The sequence below is a fragment of the Streptococcus sp. 27098_8_76 genome (assembly GCF_041432315.1).
Classification (GTDB): Bacteria; Bacillota; Bacilli; order Lactobacillales; family Streptococcaceae; genus Streptococcus.
Window position 1 is genome coordinate 55,454 of record NZ_JAPVZI010000010.1, and the last position, 20,985, is coordinate 76,438.

The following is a 20,985-nucleotide window of genomic DNA, read 5'->3' on the forward strand; positions in this document are numbered from 1 at the left end:
TCTAATCCTCCTGTTTAATTATCATTTCAATGTCATCATAGTTTTTTGATGATATTAAAGTTTGAACATGATTTTTATCTCTTAAAATTGTTGTTAAATGTGACAAAGCCTTTAAATGACTCTCATTATCAATGGCTGCAATACAAATCAACAATCTTACCTCTTGTTCTGGATTATCCAATAAATAAATCGGTTCTTCCAAAACTAACATTGACATTCCTATTTCATTCACACCTTCATCTGGCCGAGCGTGAGGAATTGCTACTCCCTTCCCTAAATTAATAAAAGGCCCAAACTCTTCTACTTTTTGAATCATTGCCTCAGGGTAGTTCTCAGTTATCTTATGTTGATCCAAAAGCGGTTTAGCTGCTAAACGAATTGCCTCCTTCCATCCTAATTTTTCCGAACTAACCTGATAAGTTTCTTTTGTAATTAATTCTTCTAACAATGGTAACACTTCCTTTCTGTTCATTTCTTGATAGAGATACCTCTTTAATGCTAATTTTAACTCTAATTCTTGTGTGATTATACTATATCGTCTTACTATACTAATTATCTGATTAAGCTCAATATCTCGATAACCTGTATCTGGGAAATCTTTTGATACCAATTCAACTAACTGTGTTGTTTGTTCTTCCGTCATCATAACAGAAACTAGATAATTTGGCTTCTCTGTATCCACCTTTATAGTAGAAAAAACCATATCATAGTCACTACTAGTTTTCGCATATAAATCATCAATCTTTGAGGTTCCTATAAACTCAATCTGAGGGAATAATGCTAATAGATTCTCTTTTATCATCAATGAAGAACTAATTCCATTAGGACAAATAATTGCTGCTTTATAACATTTTTGAGGCAAAGTATCTGCATTCTTTAAATAACCTCCAAAATGGATAACAAAATATGCTGTTTCACTATCAGGTATAGGTTTGTCAATAGCGTCCATCAAGGGAGTCAAAGAGTCTTTTACTAGTTCAAATAAATCAGGATAATGTTCTTTGACATGCAACACATATTCATTTGAACTAGGTAAACCGAACTTTAATCTATAGTAAGCCGGTATAAGGTGGCGGCGAAGATTTTCTCTCAATGCTTCCCTTTGTTTAAAATGCAACAAAGAAATATCTTCCATTCTACTTATAATGGCCTCTGTTAATTGATTAAAGTAAACCGGAGCAACATCTACTTCACCTTCAAAACAACTTAATAATAAAACTGTGATATAGCGATAATCATCCTCAGAAAACACCGTATCTATAATTCCCAAATCAACCACTGTATCCAATAAAATATTGGTTATATCTTGAATAATAGGAGATACTAATGTCTCTGAAAGACATACTCTTTCAACATCCCTTTGATATCTACATATAATGAATACTAAACCAAAAAGGCAAACTTTTAATTGATTAACAATAGGTACTATCTGTAGCTTTTCATAATAATCTTTAACTACCTGATCAATCAAATCATAAGTTAATGAATACCCCCAACTGGATAAAACATAATCCAACCCCCAAATCCCTATGGAGGATTCCAGCAACTCACTAACCATTTGAAAAGCTAAACGGTGCTTATTCCACTCTGAACCGTGTAAAGTATAACCTTTTGCTCTACTGTACCCTAGCTCCAAATCATTATCTAACATAATCTTTCTTAATGATTGAATATCAGATAAGGTTGTATTCTTACTTACTTTCAAAAAGTCTTGGTAATGATTATTCGATATAAAATCTAATCGGCAAAAAGTGTAAAGATAGATTAATGCTAAGCGAGTCGACTTTGGTAAAACCAATTCATCCGACTTAATAATATCTGTCAAAGACTGCTTCGTACGATTTGATAAACTATAGCGACCTTGTTTTTTATCCAGCATTATCCCTTTATTAGCTAGATAAGGCACTAAATAATCTATTCCTTCTTTGACTTCCTTTATAGGTAAGCTCACCTTAACAGATAATTCATATAATGATAGCTCACAATGATCCATCAAAGTCATCAAAATAACTAGTGCTCTATAATCAAACATTTCTCTTCCTTTCTAACTACAATTATAGTGTAAAAGTTATAAGAATAAAAGAGTATTTCAGCACAATATAATCTCACTTCCTATAAGTAATTATTGGGCTGAAACTTTTTAGTGATTATTTGTCAACTTTCTATTAATTTTTAAAAACAAAATGATATCATTTAGATATCAAATAACAGAGGTCATTCTTATGACTGAAAAACTAATCAATTCAAAACCAAATGGTGTATTAGCATTGATTCTCATTGAGTTGACAATCGTACTTGGTATCTTTATATTTATAATGGGTGTTGGTTCGGAAAACATTTTTGGAATTATTATCGGACCTTTACTAATCGTAATTGCAGCGCTAACTCATGCTGGTTTAAAAGTTGTCAAACCTCAGGAGGCTATGGTTCTGACACTCTTTGGTAACTATACAGCTACCATCAAAGAACCTGGCTTTTACTTTGTCAATCCCTTCAGCGTAGCAGTTAACCCTGCAAACTACACTCGACTTGGATAAAGTGGTGACGTTAGCACGAAATCTCCTTTTTTAGGAGCTAAATCATCAAATGACAATGACTGCTTAGGAAATCCTTGAAGCACGTATCACTTACCTAGCTTATGCACCAGAAATTGCCGCCGTCATGCTTCAACGTCAACAAGCATCTGCCATTATTGATGCCCGTAAGATGATTGTAGACGGCGCTGTGGGTATGGTTGAAATGGCCCTGGAACGTCTCAATGAAGGGGAATTGGTCGAGCTTGACGAAGAACGAAAAGCTGCCATGGTTTCAAATCTCCTAGTCGTTCTCTGTGGCAATCATGATGCACAACCAATTGTCAACACAGGAAGTCTTTACTAAAGATGGCTGAAGCTAAAAAAAAGCAGATCCCCCTTCGACTCTCAACAAAGTTATACGCTGCACTCGCATCATGGGCAGAAGACGACTTTCGTTCAGTCAATGGACAAATAGAATATCTCCTCACAGAATGTGTCAAGCAACGGAAAAAAGACGGAAAATACGTATCAGAAACCATTGACGAACCATTTGAGATTGATATTTAAGACCTTCTCCTGTTTGCTGTGTCGGACAGGAGAATTTTTTTATCTTTTTTTGTCAAGTAACTTTACTTTACAAAAAAAATGTGTTATCCTAGTATGGTTGATGAAAATCAGTAGATTGAATCGAATATAAATACCTAAAGGAGAAATCAAAATGGCAGTACCTGCACGTCGCACTTCAAAAGCGAAGAAAAACAAACGTCGTACACACTACAAAGTAACAGCTCCATCTGTAAACTTTGACGAAACTACTGGAGATTACTCACGTTCTCACCGTGTATCACTTAAAGGATACTACAAAGGACGTAAAATCGCTAAAGCTGCATCAGCTGAATAATAGAAGGGAGATACCATGCGCGTAAATATTACACTTGAACACAAAGAATCTGGTGAACGCTTGTACCTTACTTCTAAAAACAAACGTAACACTCCAGACCGTCTTCAATTGAAGAAATACTCACCAAAACTTCGCAAACACGTTGTGTTTACAGAAGTGAAATAGGGATTCACTACACGTCAATAGACGTGAGGAACCTTGATTTTAAGCGATTTTTGAAATTTCAAATTTCACTACATTGCAATAAAAATCAACCGAATCACTACCTTTTTCACTACCTTTTTTTGAAATAAGAATATTGATTCGGACAATTAAAAACAAGGGGAACTCCAATGCAAGTTGGGGTTCCTTTTCTGTATATATTTCAAATAACGCCTCTATTCATTCTCAAAATTTGTTTAAATAGCGTAGTCTTTTAAACTAGTTTTGTGAATCCAAAAAATCTTCCTATTTATAATAAGAAGATTTTTTTATTATTCTAATTCTTTCTACGTACTGTTACAAGTCCAAATGCTCCAAGAATTGCACCGAGTACCAACATTGCAACACTCGATGACTCGCCTGTATCTGGCAATGATTTTGCACGTTCTACTCGTGAGTATGTCACTTTTTCATCTGCACCTGCTTTAACGGCTGGAGCTGAATATGTTTGTTGTTTATCTTTTGTTTGTTCTTTATCTTTCGCAACAACTTCTTCTTTCTCATCCAAAGCAACATCTTTGCCTGATTGTGAAGCTGTCTTCGATTTATCAACAGTTTCTTCAGTATTTTCTTTAGGTAAAGTATTAGAATCTGAATCTACTCGAGGTACAGCAACAATAGTTCCATCTGGTAGAGTTGCAACTACATTATCTTTAGCTTTGTTTTCTAAGTCTACCAACTTATCAAACTCTTCTTGGATTTCAGCTAATTTAGCTTGTTCAGCTTGCAATTTATCTGTAACTGTATCCAATTTGTCTTGTGCCAATTTTGCAGTAGATTTTGCTTGAGTCAATTTTGCTTCTAAATCAGCTACTTTTGCTTGCGCATCTGCAAGATTCTTATCTGCGTTTAGATAAGCACTCAATTCAGTTGCAATTGTTTTCGCATCTGACACCAATTTGTCTTTTTCTTCATGGAGTTTCGCTTGTTCAGCTTGAAGAGCTTTCAACTTGTTTTCTTCTGCTTGTAATTTTGCTTGCGCAGTTGTAAGTGCAGTTTCAGCATCTTTTTGAGCAGTTTTGGTTGTAGCTAGTTCAGCTTTAGCTGTTTCAAGAGCAGTTTCTTTTTCTGCTTGGCTTCTTGAGAAGTTTTTAACAGCTTCTTCAGCAGTTGCTTTACGTTCTTGTGCATTTTTCAAAGCAAGGTTTGCTAATTGCAAGTTCTTTTCAGCAACTTCTGTTTGAAGTGGACTAGCTGATTTGTTTGCCAATTCTTTTTCAGCATCTGTTTTCGCGTCAAGTGCAGAAGCATATTTGCGTGAAGCTTCTGCCAATTCTGCTTTAGCATTTGTAAGAGCAGTTTGAGCTTGGCTGTTTTGTTTTTGTGCTTCAGCTAGTTTTGCTTCAAGTTGGGCAAGGTCTTGGTTGAGGTTGATTTTATGTTTACCATCGCTACCAAATGAGTTGACAAACCAACGTTTACCATTGATATTAGCGACAGTCATTGCAACACCACCACCGTTTAGGTTGTTAGCAGCGTGTCCCCAATTTGATTCATCATCTAAGAATGAATATTCTTTAAAAGCATCTAACACAGCATATTTCAAATCAAGCATTGTTGAAATTTGATCACTTTTATAGATGAATGCCATGTTTTCAGGATCAGTGTTTCTATTGATGTGACCAGCTACAACAGGGTCAGTTCCACGAGCTTCATAAGCTTTAGCTTTTTGTTTACTGTGTTCAAGAGTATCTTGTGCAGCATAAGCTCGGTATTTTTCTGAATATCCCATTTTTTCTTGTAAAGCATTTACCAATTTAGCATAAAAATCACTAATTTCAGCAATTTCTTTATCGGTTAAATTGTCAATATTGATGCTGCGTTTATCATCATTCTTATTGAAGTCAACTGTTAGAGCTTTATGCATTTTTGCTCCCATTGTCAACATAAGTTCGTCTGCTTTACCATCTCTCTTATAACGATTACGTACATAATAGCTTTTAGCATCTGAGAATGTGATATCGTTCTTATCAAGACCATAATAAGCTTTTTCTTCATCTGTCAAATGATGAACTGGATTTCCCATATGAATGATAGTTTCACCAGAGAGAGCTTTTTCTGCATCCAACGCAGTTTGAGCTTCTTTTTCTTTAGATGCTGTAGCATCCGCTTTTTCTTGGATAGAATCCACTTTGTTTTGGTCGGCGTCCATCATTTCTTTAGCTAATTTCAAGGCATCATTTTTGACATTCACATTGTTTGTAGCTTGTTTGATGGCTTCTGCGCGGTTGCTATCTGCTTTCTTAGCAGTTTCGACAGCTGTTGTTGCGCTTGAGATATTCGCATTGGCTTGTTCAATATCTTTTTCAGCTTGGGCAAGTGAAGCTTTTGCTTCGCTAAGTCCTGAACCATTTAGCGCGTCTTCAGCTGATTTTACATTAGCTTCTTTAGCGGTTACTGTTTTATCCGCTTCAGCTTTCTTACTTGTTGCGCTTGCAACGTTAGCTGTTTCAGTTGCTACAGTTTCAGTTTGAGCTTTAATGGCTTCAGTAGACGCTTCAGTTGCTTTTTGATTGGCTTCTTGAGCTTTTACATTGGCGTCTTGTTTAGCTTTTGTAGCTGTGATATTTTCTTCTGTAGCATTTGCTTTAACAGCTTCCGCAGACTTCAAGTCCTCTTTAGCGCTTGTCAAAGCAGTTTCAGTAGTTGTAACAGCTTTGTTAGCAGAAGTAGCTTCAGCTTTTGCTGTTTGGCTTTCAGCTTCAACTTGCTTAACAGTAGACGCTTGAGCATCAAGAGCAGGCTTGACATCAGAAGATTTCTTCACTTCTGGTTTTGTATCGGCTACAGGTTTAGAAACAAGAGCTGGTTCATTGACAGCAGTTACAGTAGTTGCATCAACTGCTGTTGTAGTAGTTGCTTCTTGAGCAAATGCAGGTACACCAACAGACGCAAGCGCAATAGCTGTTGAGGTTGTTAGGGTTTTAATAGTATTTTTTGACATAATATCTCCAAAAATTCACATTAACAACTATATATAGTTGTTTTTTCTTTAATTATATCGCATTAAACCAACCTTGTAAAGTTTAAACCAATCTTTCAAGAACTAAAATATGTAGTAAAAAAACTGTAATATTAAGTTTGTGAGGTATTACATGAAGCAATCACTAAGAAAATATGTAGGAAAACGAATCCGCCTTTTAAGACTGAAAAAAGGTTTTACACAAGAACAAATTGAAGAACGAGCCGACCTTGGAACAAATTATGTATATAAACTTGAACACTTAGAAACGAACATAACAATTAACACACTTGAAAAAGTTATGAATGCCCTTGAATGTGATATTTCATCTTTCTTTGATATTACAAAAAAAGATGAAAATCCTGAGATTGTTGAATTAATTTCAAATATAAAAAATTTACCTGATAATAAACAAAAAGAAATAATTTCCGCATTTCATACGATTCTAAATCAAGTTAAATAATATTTTAATTAATTTCAAAGCGCTATAATTGATAACATAGCAACCCTATTGAACAACATAAACAACCGCTAAAAATTTCAGCGGTTGTTTTTTTACATATCTAATTTTTTCAAATCTGCGGTCATTTGTTCAGTAGATATCATAGTTTCTTCTACTTTCTCTTCTGATTCTCTAAAATATTCTTCATTAAATTTTACAAAATCAAATCCATATTTGAATAAATTTTTGTTGTTCTTTCGATATCCTGAGCGTTCATCTTGCTTTCTTTGAAGCTTATCTAAACCATTAACAAATTTTGAAACTTGTTCAAGTATCATTCTTTGTTCTTCATCTAAATAATGTTCTAATACTTGCCCCTCTTCTTGTACTACTTCATTCAAGAAGTTCTTTTGTATAATACTTGTTCTATATTCTCTATAATCAGCATTCAAAAATAAATTTGAAGTCTGATAAACCTGAAGCCCTAGCGAATCTTCTATTTTCTTTTTACCAAAAATAACTTCTTTATACACTCGCTCCGCAAAATCAATCATTCTATTATCTAATTTTTTCAAATAATAGTTTTTTTCAATAAAGAATTCTTTAAACAGTCTGTAAAATTTGTCTTCTACTTCATTTTGATAAAGTCTTGAAATAACTTTAAATAGATTCTTATCAAAAATATCAAATGAAACAATACCATCAGATAAATCCGCATCAATTTCTTTCTTCGCTAATTCACTTGAAAATAGTACAGATTCTTTTAAAACTTCAAGCATATTTGATTTCAGTTGTTGCTCTCTAATTGTTTTAAAATCAGATGTGCTAATAGATTCAAAAACAATTAAATAAAAGAGTGAGGGAAGCAATTTCTTCCACTTTTCTTCATCTCCCCACAGCAATTCAGAAACACTTAAATTCATATTCTTAGCAATCAACTCTAAAACATATTCAGACAAATGAGTTCGACTATCTTTCATTAATCGACTCATTTTTTGTTTAGCTGTGTCTTTGTTTCCGCCATAATAAGCACCAGCATTACTTAATTCACCAAACATTTCATCATGCAAAAACATATACCAGTAATATTTTTTGCCTTGCTGTGACTGTTCAGCTTTGAAATTTTTGACTTTTGTAGGTACTGCATCAATCGTTGCACGTTTGACAAATTCAATTGTGTTTTTAAACATTTAATTTCCAACTTTCTATAAGTTTATATTTAGAGTATAACACAACAAGTTGTACATTGCAACTGTTTCTATATTTATTTTTAATATTTTATCATACAACCTTTTTCTTCCTTTATATACACTAGTTTTATGTTACATGATTAAAATAGTTGCATGTAATATATTTATATTACCGTCTGATTTATTTCAACCAAATACAACTTATCTTTTGATATACTAGTCTTGTGAATGATGAATAACTTTATTTCATTTCATGTTGCATGATTAAAATAGTTGTATGAGAATGTTTTTAAATGTCTGTTTTTTCTCTCAATCGACAGTCAATCTTAATCGTGATAAACTGAAAATGTAAATAAAGAACGTTCAAATATTTACAAAAAAATTAATAGAAATAACTAGCTTTAAGCTAGTAGAGGTAAAACTAATGGAAAAATTATTGCAAACAGGTTTATTTGGAAGCAATTCAAAACAATCCGGCGATTCAATTGTAAACGATCGTCGTACTGCCCCAGCTCTTAATAACATTTCTACATGTGTTGCTGTAAGTGTTACTGAGCCACAGCCATTCTTCCCAATAGTGGGGTTTGAGAAAAACAGTAATGGTAAAAATGCTCCAGTCTTTTCTGAACAGTCAATCGGATACGAAGTGTTCCTTTCAATGCCAAAGGATGATGGTTCAGTTAAGCTGATTAGCCTTGTTGTTCCAACTCTTGAAATTGCGAACAAGATTCAGTTCAGACATTTGTATCAGTTAGTCAATCCGAGGGGACGTTACAAATATAAAAGTTTTGATGTTATAGAAGTTTGGGCTGAAGATGTTACTGAAGTTAGATTGAAGTAGTGAGGAAATAGATATGCAAGATATTTCTAAAGAATTAGATGATTTATCAGCTTTTGACCTTCCTATCGAACTTCGTAGAATTTTAGCAAGATACATGCGTTCCGAGGTTCAAGGACGAGTTTCATCGTTTGTTAATTTGAGTTTGGTTTATTCAAATGGTCGTTATACTGATTTTATTCGTGCATACATGTATTTTGAACTCATGCGTCAAAAGATGTTAAAAGAAATGGAAGAAATTTGTAGGTATTTATGATTAGGTATAAATTAAATAAAAATACAGGTCATCTGATGCCAACCTTGCCAAGCCTAGTAACTCTTCTCCAAGTTTTTGGAGTTGGGTTACTATTTGGTGGTGGTATTATTCGATGGCTAGGATTTAAAGGAACAGAGATTGGTATTTTTAGAAGTGAAGCACAGCTTGGTTTGAATTTAATAGTGATTGGAATAGCTGTCTTGCTTTTGACGAATATTGTTTTACTGGTTCGGTTTGTTTTGAGACTATCAAAAATTGGCTCACTATCTCTGTATCATCAATTAAGATTGATAGAACGACAGACACACAAGGCGTTATTGGATTCAGCAACGGCGAATCGCAAAGTTGGTAGCAAATTCATCGATGTTAGTAAAGCGCATGCGAGCTTCGCGAAGCTAAGCAGGCGCATCACCGTTAAAATCAAAAAATTAGCTGACCAGACTAATGACGATTTAGAAAAGTTTGCGGAAATGTTATCAGCTTGTTTAGTGGGTAAAAATCGTTCTTTAATTGTTTTAGATTATTGGTTGAGTGAAGATAATACAGAATTCATTTATTTATTAGATGATATTGTAGAAGCTAGAGCAAGACAGCTACGACCAAAGAAGATAACAGAATTAAGACCAATCAATGATTTTGAAATAACAGTTGAAGAAGGCTTGACATTTTCATTCTTGCGTTCTCCTCAAATTTTATTAGTTGGAAATACAAACAGCTCAAAAACAACGTTTTTAAAATCAATGCTTGCACAAGTATTCATGTTTAATGAAGATGTTGATTTAACAATCTTGGATGTTAAATCTGAGTTCAGCTCATGGGATTTTCTACCAGTTGGGACTATTTTATCAGACAGTGAAGAGATTTTAGAATATTTTGAAGAATTGTTGGAATTAGTTATTAAACGTGAAAAAGAAATTGCGAAATTGTCGGCACGTGATGATATTACTGGAGCAACTTTCGTTAATTTCGGTAAAGAAATGGATATGAAGCTATGTATTATAGAAGAGTATTCTGCCATGCTTTCAAGCATTACAGATAATAAGATGAGAAAAAGGGTTCAAGATTTGGTCTTGTCTATTGTGTCTCGCTCTCGCTCTAGTGGTGTCTATATTTGTATCTGTATGCAACAACCGCGTTCTGAGTTGCTTTCAACAGCTATTAGAGATAATTTAGGTGTTCGTATCTGTCTATCAAATGGAGCTATTACAGACGAATTAGCTCGAATGGTATTTGGAGAAACAGATAACATTGATAATCATGCACCACGATTTTCAGGTTATATCATGACTACTGATGGACAGTTCAGAAAACCCAGACGATTCTGGAACATCAATCTACACGAACACGGATTGGAAAAGATTAGTACATTTAAAAAAGCGTTTTTATACGGTCAACGATTAAGAAAGAAGTGTAAATAATGGGGTACTAGTATTCATGGGGGTATAGTAATGACCCCCATCCCAGTCCCCACCCCTTACGGGGTCAACTACAAAACAATTAAAAAAGGAGTTATGTTATATGATTCAATGTGATGTTGATGAAATTTCATTTGTATTTTTGTCTGAATTTAATGAGATGATGTCTAATTATGAAACATTTGCTTTGGATATTTGTTCAAAAATTGATGAATTATTGGAATTAGAAAAGTACACAGTCAATTTCAAGTTAAATGAAAAAGGATTTGCAGGCTACAATTATATTATCAATTTTGATGAATTTGAAATTCTATTATGTTTTAACACGGATAGCCCAAGGATGGGAATTTTTCTCAAATTCTCGGGTCAAGGTTTAAAACATTACATGAAACGAAGGGACGAAGATAATCAAAAAATTTCGTATCGTCAATTAGTTCAAAAATTTTTTGAATTAGAAAATTATTTTAGCGGTAGTTGTAGAGTTTCAAAAATTGATTTTGCGATTGATTTTATAGATGAAGGTTTGAAAGTGAATCAGATTCATCAGGAGTTAAATAAGTCAACAATAAAATCAAAATACGTTGACAGTTTTACAAATAAAATCAAATTGAGAAAAAATCAGTCAAATATCGGCACTATCAATACAAATAACAGAGTAGAAACGATTTATGTCGGCAGCAAAGCAAATAAAGGAAACTCTCTATTGTTAAGAATTTATGATAAAAAATTGGAACAGGAAAAAAAGAAAGGCATTTTTTATGACGAAGCGTTGAAATGTGATGATTGGGTGCGATTTGAAATGTCAATTCGGCAGGCTTACGCTAATCAAACTGGCTTAGATATTTTAAAATGTAGAAATGACAAAGAATTGTCGAGTTTGATTTTTCAACGATTTACGGACAAGTATTTATTCTTCAAAAATGAGGAGTTATGGGATATTTCAAAAGTTATGTTGGAATATGTTTCACCCGATTTTGATTTATTGAGGTCAAAACCAAGGCGGAAAAATGATTTATTATCTACTTATATCTATTTGTTAAAAAATAGTGGTTTAGAATCGTTTCTATACAAGATTGACAAAATTTACGGTAAAGAAGCAATTCAGGAATTTTTCAAGCATGTTTTGATTCATTTCAAAACAAAGTATAAACCCTCTCCTGATACGATTATATTTTTAAATAATCGAAAAGATGAACTAAAGAAAGAAAAGAAGCCGTGGGATGTATTTAAGTAAGAGAACGAAAGGAAAAAATATATGACGGATATGACGAAATTAAACCAAATTGAGGAGCTACTAAATACGCTCATTGTTATCATTCAACAAGAATTACAAAGTAATAGTTCTCATGGGATAGTCACACAGAAAGAACTACTTAAAATCTTACAGATTTCTCCTAATACTTTAAAATCATGGGAAAATAAAGGCTTAAAACGGCTTGAACCTCCAATAGAAGGCACACGTAAAATTTATTATAAATTGGAAGATATCATTGGATTTTTGACTATTTAACTTTAAGTATGTTAGAATAGAATTATCAAATAAAGAATGTGAGGGTCCTATTCTAGCCTTTTAATTGTCCGAAAAAAAGAGGCTATATGAGTAAAGAAATCATTCAACACAATAATAAAAAAATAACAAAAATCACAAAACAAAATGGCGTAATCAGTTATTCACTCAAAGGTGTTTACATTGGAACTGATGTAAAGACTGGTAAACGCATCACAAAAACTATCACTGCTAAGACATTGAAATCCTTAGATAGAAAAATTGTTGAAGCTAAAATTGAGTTTGAAAAAGCTGGCTCTACCCTCAAAGAAACTATCCAAATTGATAACTTTGAAAGTCTAGCTGAGGTATGGTTTAGCAACTTCAAAACTTGGGTATCTTCTCAAAATACCATCAATCGAGTTAGAGGTTATCTTGATACCTATATCATTCCTCATTTTGGAGACTACAAACCTGAGCAGATTGAGCCTGCTGATGTTCAACTTTGGGTCAACAAACTAGCTAAAAAAGCTAAGAAAGCAATTGATTCTGGCGTAAAACGTGCTCCAAAAGGTAGTGCAAAAGATTTTGGAGCCATGGCTCACAAGGTTAGTGATATTTTCGATTTTGGTATTACAAACTGTGGGCTGACCACTAATCCAGCCAAATCAATCAAGATTCCACCTAAACTAAAAGCAAACAAAGAGCGCATTATGGTACTCCATGATGATGACCTGAAACATTGGTTATCTTACCTTGAGACCTTGCCCAATACCAGAGCCAATAGACGTTTTAAGGTCATTTGTAACACGCTATTAGCATCTGCGTTGCGAATAAATGAGTTATTGGCATTAGAAATTACTGACCTTGATTTTGAAACTAATGAAATTATTGTCAGTAAAACATTAATGTGGAAAAGTGCAAATAACAAACTAGGTATCAAAGGGGAAATGGTTTGTAAGAAAACTCCTAAAACGGATTCTGGAAATCGTAGAGTTGCTGTCCCACTTTCAGTTATAGAAAACCTTAAAAAGTTTCACGAAGAAATGACTGGCTATTTTGAAAAACATGGTCTACCAAAATCAAAACTCATCTTTCCAACAATTTATGGTAATTATATGTGTGATAGAAACGAACGTGCAACCCTTAAAAAGCGATTATCGGCTCTTGGTTTACCTGACTATGGTTTTCACCTCTTCCGACATACACACGCTTCTATGATGTTAAATGCTGGTATGAACTGGAAAGAGCTACAACATAGAATGGGACACAAGTCAATATCAACAACTATGGATACCTATGCTGAATTAGCTCCCAAAAAGAAGTTTGAAGCAGTGGATATTTTCCTAAATAAAATGGAAGAGCTGGCAAGTTGACTTTCATCACTACCTTTATCACTACCTTTAAACTTAAAAACTCTACAATCCTTGATAATATAGGGGATATAGGTCAATTATTTAACCCTTACAGAGGTTAAATAGAGATTCACTACACGTCAGCAGGCGTGAGAATCCCTGATTTTAAGCGATTCTTGAGATTTCAAATTTCAATGTATTGCAATACAAATCAGCCGAATCTCTACATTTTCAGATAAATAAAAAGAGATTACGGATATAAGAGAAGAGCTACTTCACAGATGAGTAGCTCTTCTTTTTTTATTCTTTCACTTCAATTTATTCATGAAAATAGTAAAATCTTTTGAATGAATAATTGAAGTCCAAAATGCAGGCATTAATCAGCCTGCATTTTCTATCTAGCATTTATAGAGTAGATATAAGCTATATAACAAGCAAAATCTCCTATTTGCTTTCTGTTATCCTCTATAGCATCAAACCATGAAACGTCCACACCTTCTTGCCCTAGATAACGACTAAGAAGCTTTAGACAATATATTACTCGCTCATGCTTTGCTGTTCTACCTTCATCTTTTTGTTGACGCTCTTCACGTTCCCAAAGCAACCACTGGCTACGAATATGAGCATAGCTTATACTAGCTTGCAAAAAATCAGACCATACTTCTAAAATTTCCTCATCGTTACCAGTATTGTTTAGAATTGTCTGATGAATGTTTTGACATTCTTCAAAAGTTAGAGCATCTTTAGCACTTAAAAATGCTTCATAATTTATCAGTTGCATTTTAACACCTCGTACTATTTATTTTTATATAAATAGCAAACTAATCTTCAGATACACTATTTGATTCAATTTCTTTCGTCATTGTCGTAAACCCTTGCGACCAAATAGATTTTACACTTTCACCAATTGGTTTCCCGTCCCGTTCTTCCACTTCAATTATTAGATTATCACTCTTTATAAATTCTCTAAGATTAGGCCTAAATCTCATTATAACTGCCACATCTTGCATTCTACCACTTACTAACAAACTACCATTTTTATAATAGTCTATCCCATATAATCTTTCTGGTACTCGATAACTTTTATCCTTGTAGTCTGGGAACTTTGCATTGTCAATTTCTTCAAGAGGCGTATCTATTTGTTTACAATAGTCTTTAACTTTCCTAATCAGCTCACTAAACCTTTCTAGAGGCACTTTTTTGAACGAAAGTATACGATAAACTCTTACACCACGTTGTCTAACATATTCTTCAAACGCTTCTCGTTCTCCTGCACTTTGTTTATAATAGTTCTTTATCACAAGTTTATCATTCTCTAGGATATATTCTAATTCTGAGTATTTTGTTACATAATTGACTACGTTTCTAAAAAATAACATCATTATACACCTTTCCAAAGAAACTACCTAGTTATAACTAGATAGTTCCCATTTTTTATTCCCCAAAGACTCCTACTCTCACTGTACGATGTAATTTCTGAGTCTCTAATAGATGAATTGTTTGAATGACAGATTGATAAGTAGCATTTGCTTGAATAGAAGCAAGACTCTTTTGCATAACTTCTTGACTATACTCGACCTTATCACGGTGTTTCTCTTCTGCTAATAAGTTTGCTGCCTCTTTAAAATTATCTGCTCTATAAGTTTCTAAATAACTATAAAGTAAATAAAGGTCATTCATATTAAAGTAAGTTTCTGGAATTTCTCTTTTATATGCCAAAAACTGTTCATCTTTCATCAACTCAATACCTTTTTGGCGATAAGCATTAGAAGCATCATTATTCGCAGCATTTGCAAATTCTTTTTTTGCGATGTGTTTATACACTGCTTTTACAATCAGAACAAGTGGAGAAAATAGAAGCTGGAAAACCCCATAGGAAATCGCTCCCCATATAATATACTCAAATAACGAGAGTACAGTTCCTTGAATAATTCCTAACAAGAAGCAAAATGCTATAAAACCTAATACACTTAAATTATATACTTTTTTAAGCTTGCCATAGTTCCCCATAATACCACTATATGCTTTATTTTGTTCTGCTGAAATAGCTTTATTTAAATCAGATACAGCTTTTAAAACTTGGAAACTATATCCAAACATTTCAATCAATTGTTCTCTACTATATTTGTTCATACTTCAAATCTCCTATAATTAATCACCCTTAATTTAGTTTTTCCTCTTAATAAATAATCCTGCTAGACCAATCATTGCTAATAATCCGTAGCCAACTGTAACAATTGAATTTGCTACCCTAGAATTTTCTCCTGTATTTGGTAACGCATATTGTTCTGCTGATTTATCTGCCGGCTTGTCTGCTGGCTTATCCGCTGGTTTATCTGCTGGCTTATCCGCTGGCTTATCCGCTGGCTTATCTGCTGGCTTATCTGCTGGCTTATCTGCCGGCTTATCCGCTGGCTTATCTGCTGGCTTATCTGCCGACTTATCCGCTGGCTTGTCCGCTGGCTTATCCACTGGCTTATCTGCTGGCTTGTCCACTGGCTTATCTGCTGGCTTGTCTGCTGGCTTGTCCACTGGCTTATCTGCTGGCTTGTCTGCTGGCTTATCCGCTGGCTTATCCGCTGGCTTGTCCGCTGGCTTATCCGCTGGCTTGTCAATGATAGCACTTGGATCCAACTCTGGCAATTCATCCTCAACTGGTGCGTCTTTTGGTGTTGCACCAATACCATCCGGATTTTGTTTTGTATTCAAATCACTTGGAATGTCAGCTGTGATATCCAATTCTGGCAATTCATCTACGGTTGGAGCTACTTTTGGTGTCGCACCGATACCGTCAGGATTTTGTTTTGTATTCAAATCACTTGAGATGTCAGCTGTGATATCCAATTCTGGCAATTCATCTACTGTTGGAGCAACTTTCGGTGTTGCTGAAATGACACGGTTACCATCAGTATATACGTTTAGCATCTTATCGATTGAGAAGATATCTGATTTGTGTTTGTGGTCAGCTTGAGCTTGTGTCAAACGAGCTTTGGCATCCGCTAAGTCTTGCTCTGCAACTGTGATGCGTTGTTCCACGTTTGTTCTATCGGCTTCTGCCTGTGTTAAACTCGCACGCAATTGTGGTAATTGCGCGTGGACACGCATAGCGTCATCACGTTTGCTTGTTGCCGCATCAATTTCACTTTGAATTGTGTTGATACGTGCAGTTACATCATTTACACGTTCTGTTGCTTTATCCAACTCTTTTTGTTTTTGGATAACTGCATTTGCTTTATCTTGAGCTGTTGCTGTTAGTGTAGCTAAATCAGATTTTGCTTGATTTAGAGCTGTTGTTGCATTCGTACGTGCTGTAGCAATATCATTCAATTGCGCGTTTAAAGCATCCAACTCTTGAGTCAAATCAGCTTTCTTCGCAACTAACACGTCACGTTCGCGCTCTTGTGTCGCTTTTTGAGCTTTCAAAGCGTCTAACTCTTCTTGCATTTTTGGTCGGTCATCGATGATTTGACGTTTAACAAACACATAATGAGTGTCTGCGATAAACTTCATCTTTTTGCCGTATAATGTTGGGTTCATTGGGTCATCTTGTTTGAAGTTGTTACTATGGTCCAAATAATCCTTCTCATCTTGACTTTGGTTTAGGGAATAGAACATTTGGTCATCTTCATTCCATTCATAGGTTGAACCTTTGTGCGCACTAGCATTGAATGAACCGAAATAAGTTGTTTTGTCTTTTCCGTCAATGGTTGAAATGGCAACACCCATTTTGCTACCGGTCGGTGTCAATAGGTTTTGTCGGTGTCCATAATCTAAACCTCGCACGTTATTATAGTCGGAATACCAACCTAACAACATTTCATAGGCTAATGTTTCATTCGTTACAATATGGTCAAATGTTAAATATTCACCATCACGACCAATGATTTGTTCTGATGCTCCGCCGAAAATGTTTTCAACGTTCTGGTCTGGTTGCACCCCTTTGATATAGCCCGGTTTGTTTGTTAAACTTGTACGGTGTGACAATACGCCTGTTTTCTGCATTTCATCAGCACGTTTTTGCGCGTATGCAAGGTACTCATCGTCAACTACCATATCACCCTTCAAATTGTTATTAACACGTAGTTGATTAAGCAATTTGACAAAGGCGTCTGAAATACCTTTGTTATCTACCTTGTAACGGTATGTTGGGCGTTCTTTGTATTTACGAGTTGTCCAATCATATGGCGCTTTCTTATAGGCTGCTAAAGCTTCTGCGAAATCAACCATATCTTTAGTTGCGTCAATTTCTTTGATATCAACACCTTGGAAATTAACTGGTTCCATTTGGTTGTTACGGAAGAACCCATGGTTATACTCATAATCATTAAGATTATCATGAACTGTGTGATTACGTTCATCAGGGTTCAAATCTGTTGAAATAACTTTAACTCTATAGTTATCGATTTCCCCTTGTTTAGCAGCAATTTTAGTGTCTGTAGCTGTGATTTGTGCACCTTTAGCGTTCAAATCATTATCAACGTTTGAAATTTTGCTAGTTGTGTTTGTGATGTTTTTACGTACATTAGCGTCTGTGATTGCGTCAAGGTCTGCTTGTTTCGTATCCACATCAGCTTTCTTAGTGTCACGGGCATTATCAGCCTCTGTTTTTGCGGTGTTAGCATTGTCTAGTGCTGTATGCGCATCACGTTCGGCATCTTTAGCGGTATTCAAATCGTTTGTTGCGTTTGTCTTGTCCGCTGTTTTGCTAGTGATAATATCGTTTTGAGCATTGATAATTTTGTTTGCGTTATTAGCAGTGTCGATGTCTTTATTGATTGAGTCAATTTTGTCATCAGCGTTTACCTTGTCAGCTTTTGCTTGGTCAACAGTACCTTGTTTTGCGTCGACATCAGCTTGGGCTTTGTTTACTTCAGCTTTTGCTGCGTTCACATCTGGTTCGGTAACATGAACAGGAGTCGTCTTCAGCGTAGGCTTGGGTTGACCAGAATCCACCTCTTCTGCTTGGACAGTTGTATTTGCAACACCAGTCCCAACAAGAATAGTTGTCAAACCAGCGCTTAATAAAATATCTTTTTTCTTCATATTGGCTCCTTTTTATTTTTTTGTATAGTATACAGTAAATAATCCCCTTTTTGGAACTTTCTATTATAAACAGTATAATTTTATTCCTTATCTTGAGTTTTAAACAAAAATCTACTAAAAACAGTAGATTTTTTCAAAATTGTAGAAATTTAAGTTATAATAAAATAAATCAAGACTAAGGAGACTATCGTGGAATTCAAACACTATGGAGAAATCATTCAAAAAATCCGTCAAGATCGTAATATGACCCTCAAAGAAGCTGCTGGAGATATCATTACTCCCAATAACCTCAGTCGTTTTGAAAAAGGATTAGCTTCTGTCAAAGTCGATACTTTTTTTGAAATTTTGAGTAAACTTAATTTAGATATAGAAGACTATGTAGAAGCTTGTCAGATTCAAAATGAGAATGCCCAAAGAGCAAAGCAAATTATAAATGCATTAATTAAAAATGATCGAATAAAAGCTAGAAAAATACTAGGAAAGAAAAGTGACTGGGAAAATATCATAGTGTATTACACACTAAAATTAGCCATTTTAAATCAAGTAGATAAAATGGATGAATTGACTCCTGAGGAAGCAGAAACTATTAATTACTTGGTCGACTATATATTTAGTATTGATACTCTTTATATTCATGATTTTACTGTTATTGAAGTTCTTTTGGGATATAAGGTTCAGTGTTTTGAGTTAAAATTCCTTGAATACCTCGAAAAGATAATTCTTAAAGGATTAGAAGAAACTAAGTATGTAACTTTAAATTTTCCTCGCAAATATGCTGCAACTGGAATGTATTTAGCTAGAACATATTCTCGCTATGGCTATTATGATAAAGCTGAAAAACTCATCTATAAGTTGAAGATAAATATATCTGAAAAATTCTCTCATGAGTATTCAATATATCCCCTATTTTATTTAAACATATACGAAGTTTACAATCTACTTCGACAAAATAACCCTAAGGCTATTGAACGAGCTAATACTCTTCTTCACTACATTGACGCTCAAAACGACCTCTTCCCACTAGCAAATACGTTTGAAGTAAAGAACATATTCGTCAAAGAAGTTCAACGACTGAATAAAACTGGTATTCCATTCCCTACAGAAGATGAGGAATAACTATCCACATCAGTTTAGAGCAAAACGTTTATAACTTCAAAGCACCAAAGTCACTTGACTCTGGTGCTTTTTTGACTTGATTTTAAAGAAAAACCCACCAAGCTGAGTTGATGAGTTTCAAATCTATTTTCTAAATTTCCACTGGCTATATATACCGAAACCGATAATCCAGATAGCTGAGCCGATTGCTCCGACAAATGTAGACTCTTGTAAAAAGAGGGTCACAAAGACAAAGGCAAAGAAGAGCATGGTTAAAGGATTTAGGAAGCGATAATGGGGCATGAGATAGCCATCCGCCATAAAGTCTGGTGACTTGCGGTATTTAAGATGAGCCACCATAATCAAGATATAGATAGCGATATAGACACCTGATGACGATGCCGTAATCAAGGCAAAGGCATCCGAAACTCCTGGCAAGACCTGACGTGGATTTTGTCAATTATTTTTCACGAATATTACTATAGATTAAAGTTGAAAAACTTTAATTTTTTCTTTTAGAAAACAAAAAAACAGCCAAGAAAAACTCAACTGTTTGCATTTTTAATATTGCATGAAAATTTATGCAACAACCCATTCTAGTTAGTTTCAGGTACCTGAAACTAACTTATCTAACGGGGCTACGCCCCGACTCCCCTTTTTCTTTATGAAAAAAATTTTTTTCTTATCTCTTGCCCATCTCTTATCTTATTTCCCTAAAGGGAGTATAACCTAAAAATTAACACCTTGTCAAGTGTTTTTATGTTACGTTTTTGTTAATTTTTGATGACATAAACTCATTTGACCTTAACTCCCTTCGCCACGCGTGGCACTCAAAAAAAAAAATATATATATATAAGAGATGGGCGTCATGAGATAAATCAACATATAGTTGTTAAATACAACTATTACTCCTGTAGAATAAAAATTATTCTCCTCCTTAATAAGAAAGGTCAAAAATATGACATTCACAGTCAAATCATCAAGCTATTATAGCTCAGAAAATGCTGAGAAACTTCTTGGAAATGAAACAACTTATATTGTAGGACTGCAAATAGAAACACAGTATGAATATAAAGACGATAAGCGGACAGATAAAGTTATTGGTTATCAGATTTGGATTGCTACGGATACTCATAATCCTTTTAAAGTGAAGTTCCTTCCAGATAACAAACCAGATTTATCTGAATTTAACATTGGTGAGAAAATAGCATTTGATAAATTAGAAGCAATTCAGATTAAATCAAATGCGTATTTCCGTGCCACAGGCATTCACAAAGCTTAGGGG

General features: G+C 34.4%; 19 protein-coding genes and 2 pseudogenes. 13 read left to right on the top strand and 8 right to left on the bottom strand.

The window, feature by feature from the left end:
* Nucleotide 1 precedes the first annotated feature (1 nt).
* Complete coding sequence (locus O3636_RS08030; protein WP_371642554.1) at nt 2-2,032, bottom strand: transcription antiterminator; 2,031 nt, start codon at nt 2,030-2,032, stop codon at nt 2-4.
* Between the two features lie 190 nt (nt 2,033-2,222).
* On the opposite strand from O3636_RS08030, the pseudogene O3636_RS08035 reads away from it, so the two are divergent.
* The 4 genes and pseudogenes from O3636_RS08035 (at nt 2,223) to rpmG (ending at nt 3,582) form a co-directional block, all read left to right on the top strand.
* Nucleotides 2,223-2,880, top strand: a pseudogene (locus O3636_RS08035) (hypothetical protein).
* A 2-nt stretch (nt 2,881-2,882) separates the two neighbouring features.
* A complete protein-coding gene (locus O3636_RS08040) occupies nt 2,883-3,083 on the top strand; it encodes a PTS ascorbate transporter subunit IIC (protein ID WP_000796544.1) in 201 nt (66 codons plus the stop codon).
* Nucleotides 3,084-3,234: 151 nt separating this feature from the next.
* A complete protein-coding gene (rpmF, locus tag O3636_RS08045; protein ID WP_000290417.1) occupies nt 3,235-3,417 on the top strand; it encodes a 50S ribosomal protein L32 in 183 nt (60 codons plus the stop codon).
* Between the two features lie 15 nt (nt 3,418-3,432).
* Nucleotides 3,433-3,582 (top strand): 50S ribosomal protein L33, encoded by a 150-nt coding sequence (gene rpmG / locus O3636_RS08050; protein ID WP_001265622.1) that lies wholly within the window; start codon nt 3,433-3,435, stop codon nt 3,580-3,582.
* Between the two features lie 313 nt (nt 3,583-3,895).
* Here rpmG and O3636_RS08055 read toward each other — a convergent pair whose 3' ends face one another.
* Nucleotides 3,896-6,562 carry an SEC10/PgrA surface exclusion domain-containing protein gene (locus O3636_RS08055; protein WP_371642556.1) on the bottom strand — a complete coding sequence of 889 codons (2,667 nt, stop codon included), beginning with the start codon at nt 6,560-6,562 and terminating at the stop codon, nt 3,896-3,898.
* A gap of 151 nt (nt 6,563-6,713) precedes the next feature.
* Between O3636_RS08055 and O3636_RS08060 the strand changes: the two genes are divergently transcribed.
* Complete coding sequence (locus O3636_RS08060; protein WP_084891187.1) at nt 6,714-7,043, top strand: helix-turn-helix domain-containing protein; 330 nt, start codon at nt 6,714-6,716, stop codon at nt 7,041-7,043.
* A gap of 92 nt (nt 7,044-7,135) precedes the next feature.
* Here the strand turns inward: O3636_RS08060 and O3636_RS08065 are convergent, their stop codons facing one another.
* Nucleotides 7,136-8,212, bottom strand: a complete 1,077-nt coding sequence (locus tag O3636_RS08065) for a hypothetical protein (protein WP_371642558.1) — start codon at nt 8,210-8,212, stop codon at nt 7,136-7,138.
* 424 nt (nt 8,213-8,636) lie between these two features.
* Between O3636_RS08065 and O3636_RS08070 the strand changes: the two genes are divergently transcribed.
* The 6 genes from O3636_RS08070 to O3636_RS08095 all read left to right on the top strand — a co-directional run bounded on the left by O3636_RS08070 (nt 8,637) and on the right by O3636_RS08095 (nt 13,583).
* Entirely contained in the window at nt 8,637-9,053 is a 417-nt protein-coding gene (locus O3636_RS08070) for a hypothetical protein (RefSeq protein ID WP_371642559.1), read from the top strand.
* 13 nt (nt 9,054-9,066) lie between these two features.
* Nucleotides 9,067-9,306, top strand: coding sequence for a hypothetical protein (locus O3636_RS08075; protein WP_371642561.1), 240 nt, complete (start codon nt 9,067-9,069; stop codon nt 9,304-9,306).
* Nucleotides 9,303-10,724 carry an FtsK/SpoIIIE domain-containing protein gene (locus O3636_RS08080; protein ID WP_371642563.1) on the top strand — a complete coding sequence of 474 codons (1,422 nt, stop codon included), beginning with the start codon at nt 9,303-9,305 and terminating at the stop codon, nt 10,722-10,724. The genes O3636_RS08075 and O3636_RS08080 overlap by 4 nt, the downstream gene beginning before the upstream one ends.
* Nucleotides 10,725-10,824: 100 nt before the next feature.
* Nucleotides 10,825-11,955: a replication initiation factor domain-containing protein gene (locus O3636_RS08085; protein WP_371642565.1), complete on the top strand. Its 1,131-nt coding sequence runs from the start codon at nt 10,825-10,827 to the stop codon at nt 11,953-11,955.
* A 21-nt stretch (nt 11,956-11,976) separates the two neighbouring features.
* Nucleotides 11,977-12,231 (top strand): MerR family transcriptional regulator, encoded by a 255-nt coding sequence (locus O3636_RS08090; protein ID WP_371642567.1) that lies wholly within the window; start codon nt 11,977-11,979, stop codon nt 12,229-12,231.
* Between the two features lie 86 nt (nt 12,232-12,317).
* On the top strand, nt 12,318-13,583 hold the full coding sequence (locus O3636_RS08095) for a tyrosine-type recombinase/integrase (protein ID WP_371642569.1): 1,266 nt from the start codon (nt 12,318-12,320) through the stop codon (nt 13,581-13,583).
* A 373-nt stretch (nt 13,584-13,956) separates the two neighbouring features.
* On the opposite strand, the gene O3636_RS08100 is transcribed toward O3636_RS08095, so the two are convergent.
* The 4 genes from O3636_RS08100 to O3636_RS08115 are packed head-to-tail and all read right to left on the bottom strand — an operon-like array spanning nt 13,957 to nt 18,605.
* Nucleotides 13,957-14,343 (bottom strand): hypothetical protein, encoded by a 387-nt coding sequence (locus O3636_RS08100; RefSeq protein ID WP_371642571.1) that lies wholly within the window; start codon nt 14,341-14,343, stop codon nt 13,957-13,959.
* Nucleotides 14,344-14,383: 40 nt separating this feature from the next.
* Nucleotides 14,384-14,944 carry a hypothetical protein gene (locus O3636_RS08105; RefSeq protein ID WP_153193966.1) on the bottom strand — a complete coding sequence of 187 codons (561 nt, stop codon included), beginning with the start codon at nt 14,942-14,944 and terminating at the stop codon, nt 14,384-14,386.
* Between the two features lie 52 nt (nt 14,945-14,996).
* Nucleotides 14,997-15,695 carry a hypothetical protein gene (locus tag O3636_RS08110; RefSeq protein ID WP_371642572.1) on the bottom strand — a complete coding sequence of 233 codons (699 nt, stop codon included), beginning with the start codon at nt 15,693-15,695 and terminating at the stop codon, nt 14,997-14,999.
* Between the two features lie 33 nt (nt 15,696-15,728).
* Nucleotides 15,729-18,605, bottom strand: coding sequence for a CAP domain-containing protein (locus tag O3636_RS08115; protein ID WP_371642574.1), 2,877 nt, complete (start codon nt 18,603-18,605; stop codon nt 15,729-15,731).
* Nucleotides 18,606-18,794: 189 nt separating this feature from the next.
* On the opposite strand from O3636_RS08115, the gene O3636_RS08120 reads away from it, so the two are divergent.
* Complete coding sequence (locus O3636_RS08120) at nt 18,795-19,721, top strand: helix-turn-helix transcriptional regulator (protein ID WP_261127512.1); 927 nt, start codon at nt 18,795-18,797, stop codon at nt 19,719-19,721.
* A 123-nt stretch (nt 19,722-19,844) separates the two neighbouring features.
* Here the strand turns inward: O3636_RS08120 and O3636_RS08125 are convergent.
* Nucleotides 19,845-20,141, bottom strand: a pseudogene (locus O3636_RS08125) (amino acid transporter); the annotation flags it as partial.
* Nucleotides 20,142-20,658: 517 nt separating this feature from the next.
* On the opposite strand from O3636_RS08125, the gene O3636_RS08130 reads away from it, so the two are divergent.
* A complete protein-coding gene (locus O3636_RS08130) occupies nt 20,659-20,982 on the top strand; it encodes a hypothetical protein (protein WP_000144757.1) in 324 nt (107 codons plus the stop codon).
* Nucleotides 20,983-20,985 lie beyond the last annotated feature (3 nt).

Excerpts from the sequence above, each read along its gene's own strand:
- O3636_RS08030 (WP_371642554.1), bottom strand. The coding sequence starts at position 2,032 with ATGTTTGATTATAGAGCACTAGTTATTTTGATGACTTTGATGGATCAT.
- O3636_RS08040 (WP_000796544.1), top strand. The coding sequence starts at position 2,883 with ATGGCTGAAGCTAAAAAAAAGCAGATCCCCCTTCGACTCTCAACAAAG.
- rpmF (WP_000290417.1), top strand. The coding sequence starts at position 3,235 with ATGGCAGTACCTGCACGTCGCACTTCAAAAGCGAAGAAAAACAAACGT.
- rpmG (WP_001265622.1), top strand. The coding sequence starts at position 3,433 with ATGCGCGTAAATATTACACTTGAACACAAAGAATCTGGTGAACGCTTG.
- O3636_RS08055 (WP_371642556.1), bottom strand. The coding sequence starts at position 6,562 with ATGTCAAAAAATACTATTAAAACCCTAACAACCTCAACAGCTATTGCG.
- O3636_RS08060 (WP_084891187.1), top strand. The coding sequence starts at position 6,714 with ATGAAGCAATCACTAAGAAAATATGTAGGAAAACGAATCCGCCTTTTA.
- O3636_RS08065 (WP_371642558.1), bottom strand. The coding sequence starts at position 8,212 with ATGTTTAAAAACACAATTGAATTTGTCAAACGTGCAACGATTGATGCA.
- O3636_RS08070 (WP_371642559.1), top strand. The coding sequence starts at position 8,637 with ATGGAAAAATTATTGCAAACAGGTTTATTTGGAAGCAATTCAAAACAA.
- O3636_RS08075 (WP_371642561.1), top strand. The coding sequence starts at position 9,067 with ATGCAAGATATTTCTAAAGAATTAGATGATTTATCAGCTTTTGACCTT.
- O3636_RS08080 (WP_371642563.1), top strand. The coding sequence starts at position 9,303 with ATGATTAGGTATAAATTAAATAAAAATACAGGTCATCTGATGCCAACC.
- O3636_RS08085 (WP_371642565.1), top strand. The coding sequence starts at position 10,825 with ATGATTCAATGTGATGTTGATGAAATTTCATTTGTATTTTTGTCTGAA.
- O3636_RS08090 (WP_371642567.1), top strand. The coding sequence starts at position 11,977 with ATGACGGATATGACGAAATTAAACCAAATTGAGGAGCTACTAAATACG.
- O3636_RS08095 (WP_371642569.1), top strand. The coding sequence starts at position 12,318 with ATGAGTAAAGAAATCATTCAACACAATAATAAAAAAATAACAAAAATC.
- O3636_RS08100 (WP_371642571.1), bottom strand. The coding sequence starts at position 14,343 with ATGCAACTGATAAATTATGAAGCATTTTTAAGTGCTAAAGATGCTCTA.
- O3636_RS08105 (WP_153193966.1), bottom strand. The coding sequence starts at position 14,944 with ATGATGTTATTTTTTAGAAACGTAGTCAATTATGTAACAAAATACTCA.
- O3636_RS08110 (WP_371642572.1), bottom strand. The coding sequence starts at position 15,695 with ATGAACAAATATAGTAGAGAACAATTGATTGAAATGTTTGGATATAGT.
- O3636_RS08115 (WP_371642574.1), bottom strand. The coding sequence starts at position 18,605 with ATGAAGAAAAAAGATATTTTATTAAGCGCTGGTTTGACAACTATTCTT.
- O3636_RS08130 (WP_000144757.1), top strand. The coding sequence starts at position 20,659 with ATGACATTCACAGTCAAATCATCAAGCTATTATAGCTCAGAAAATGCT.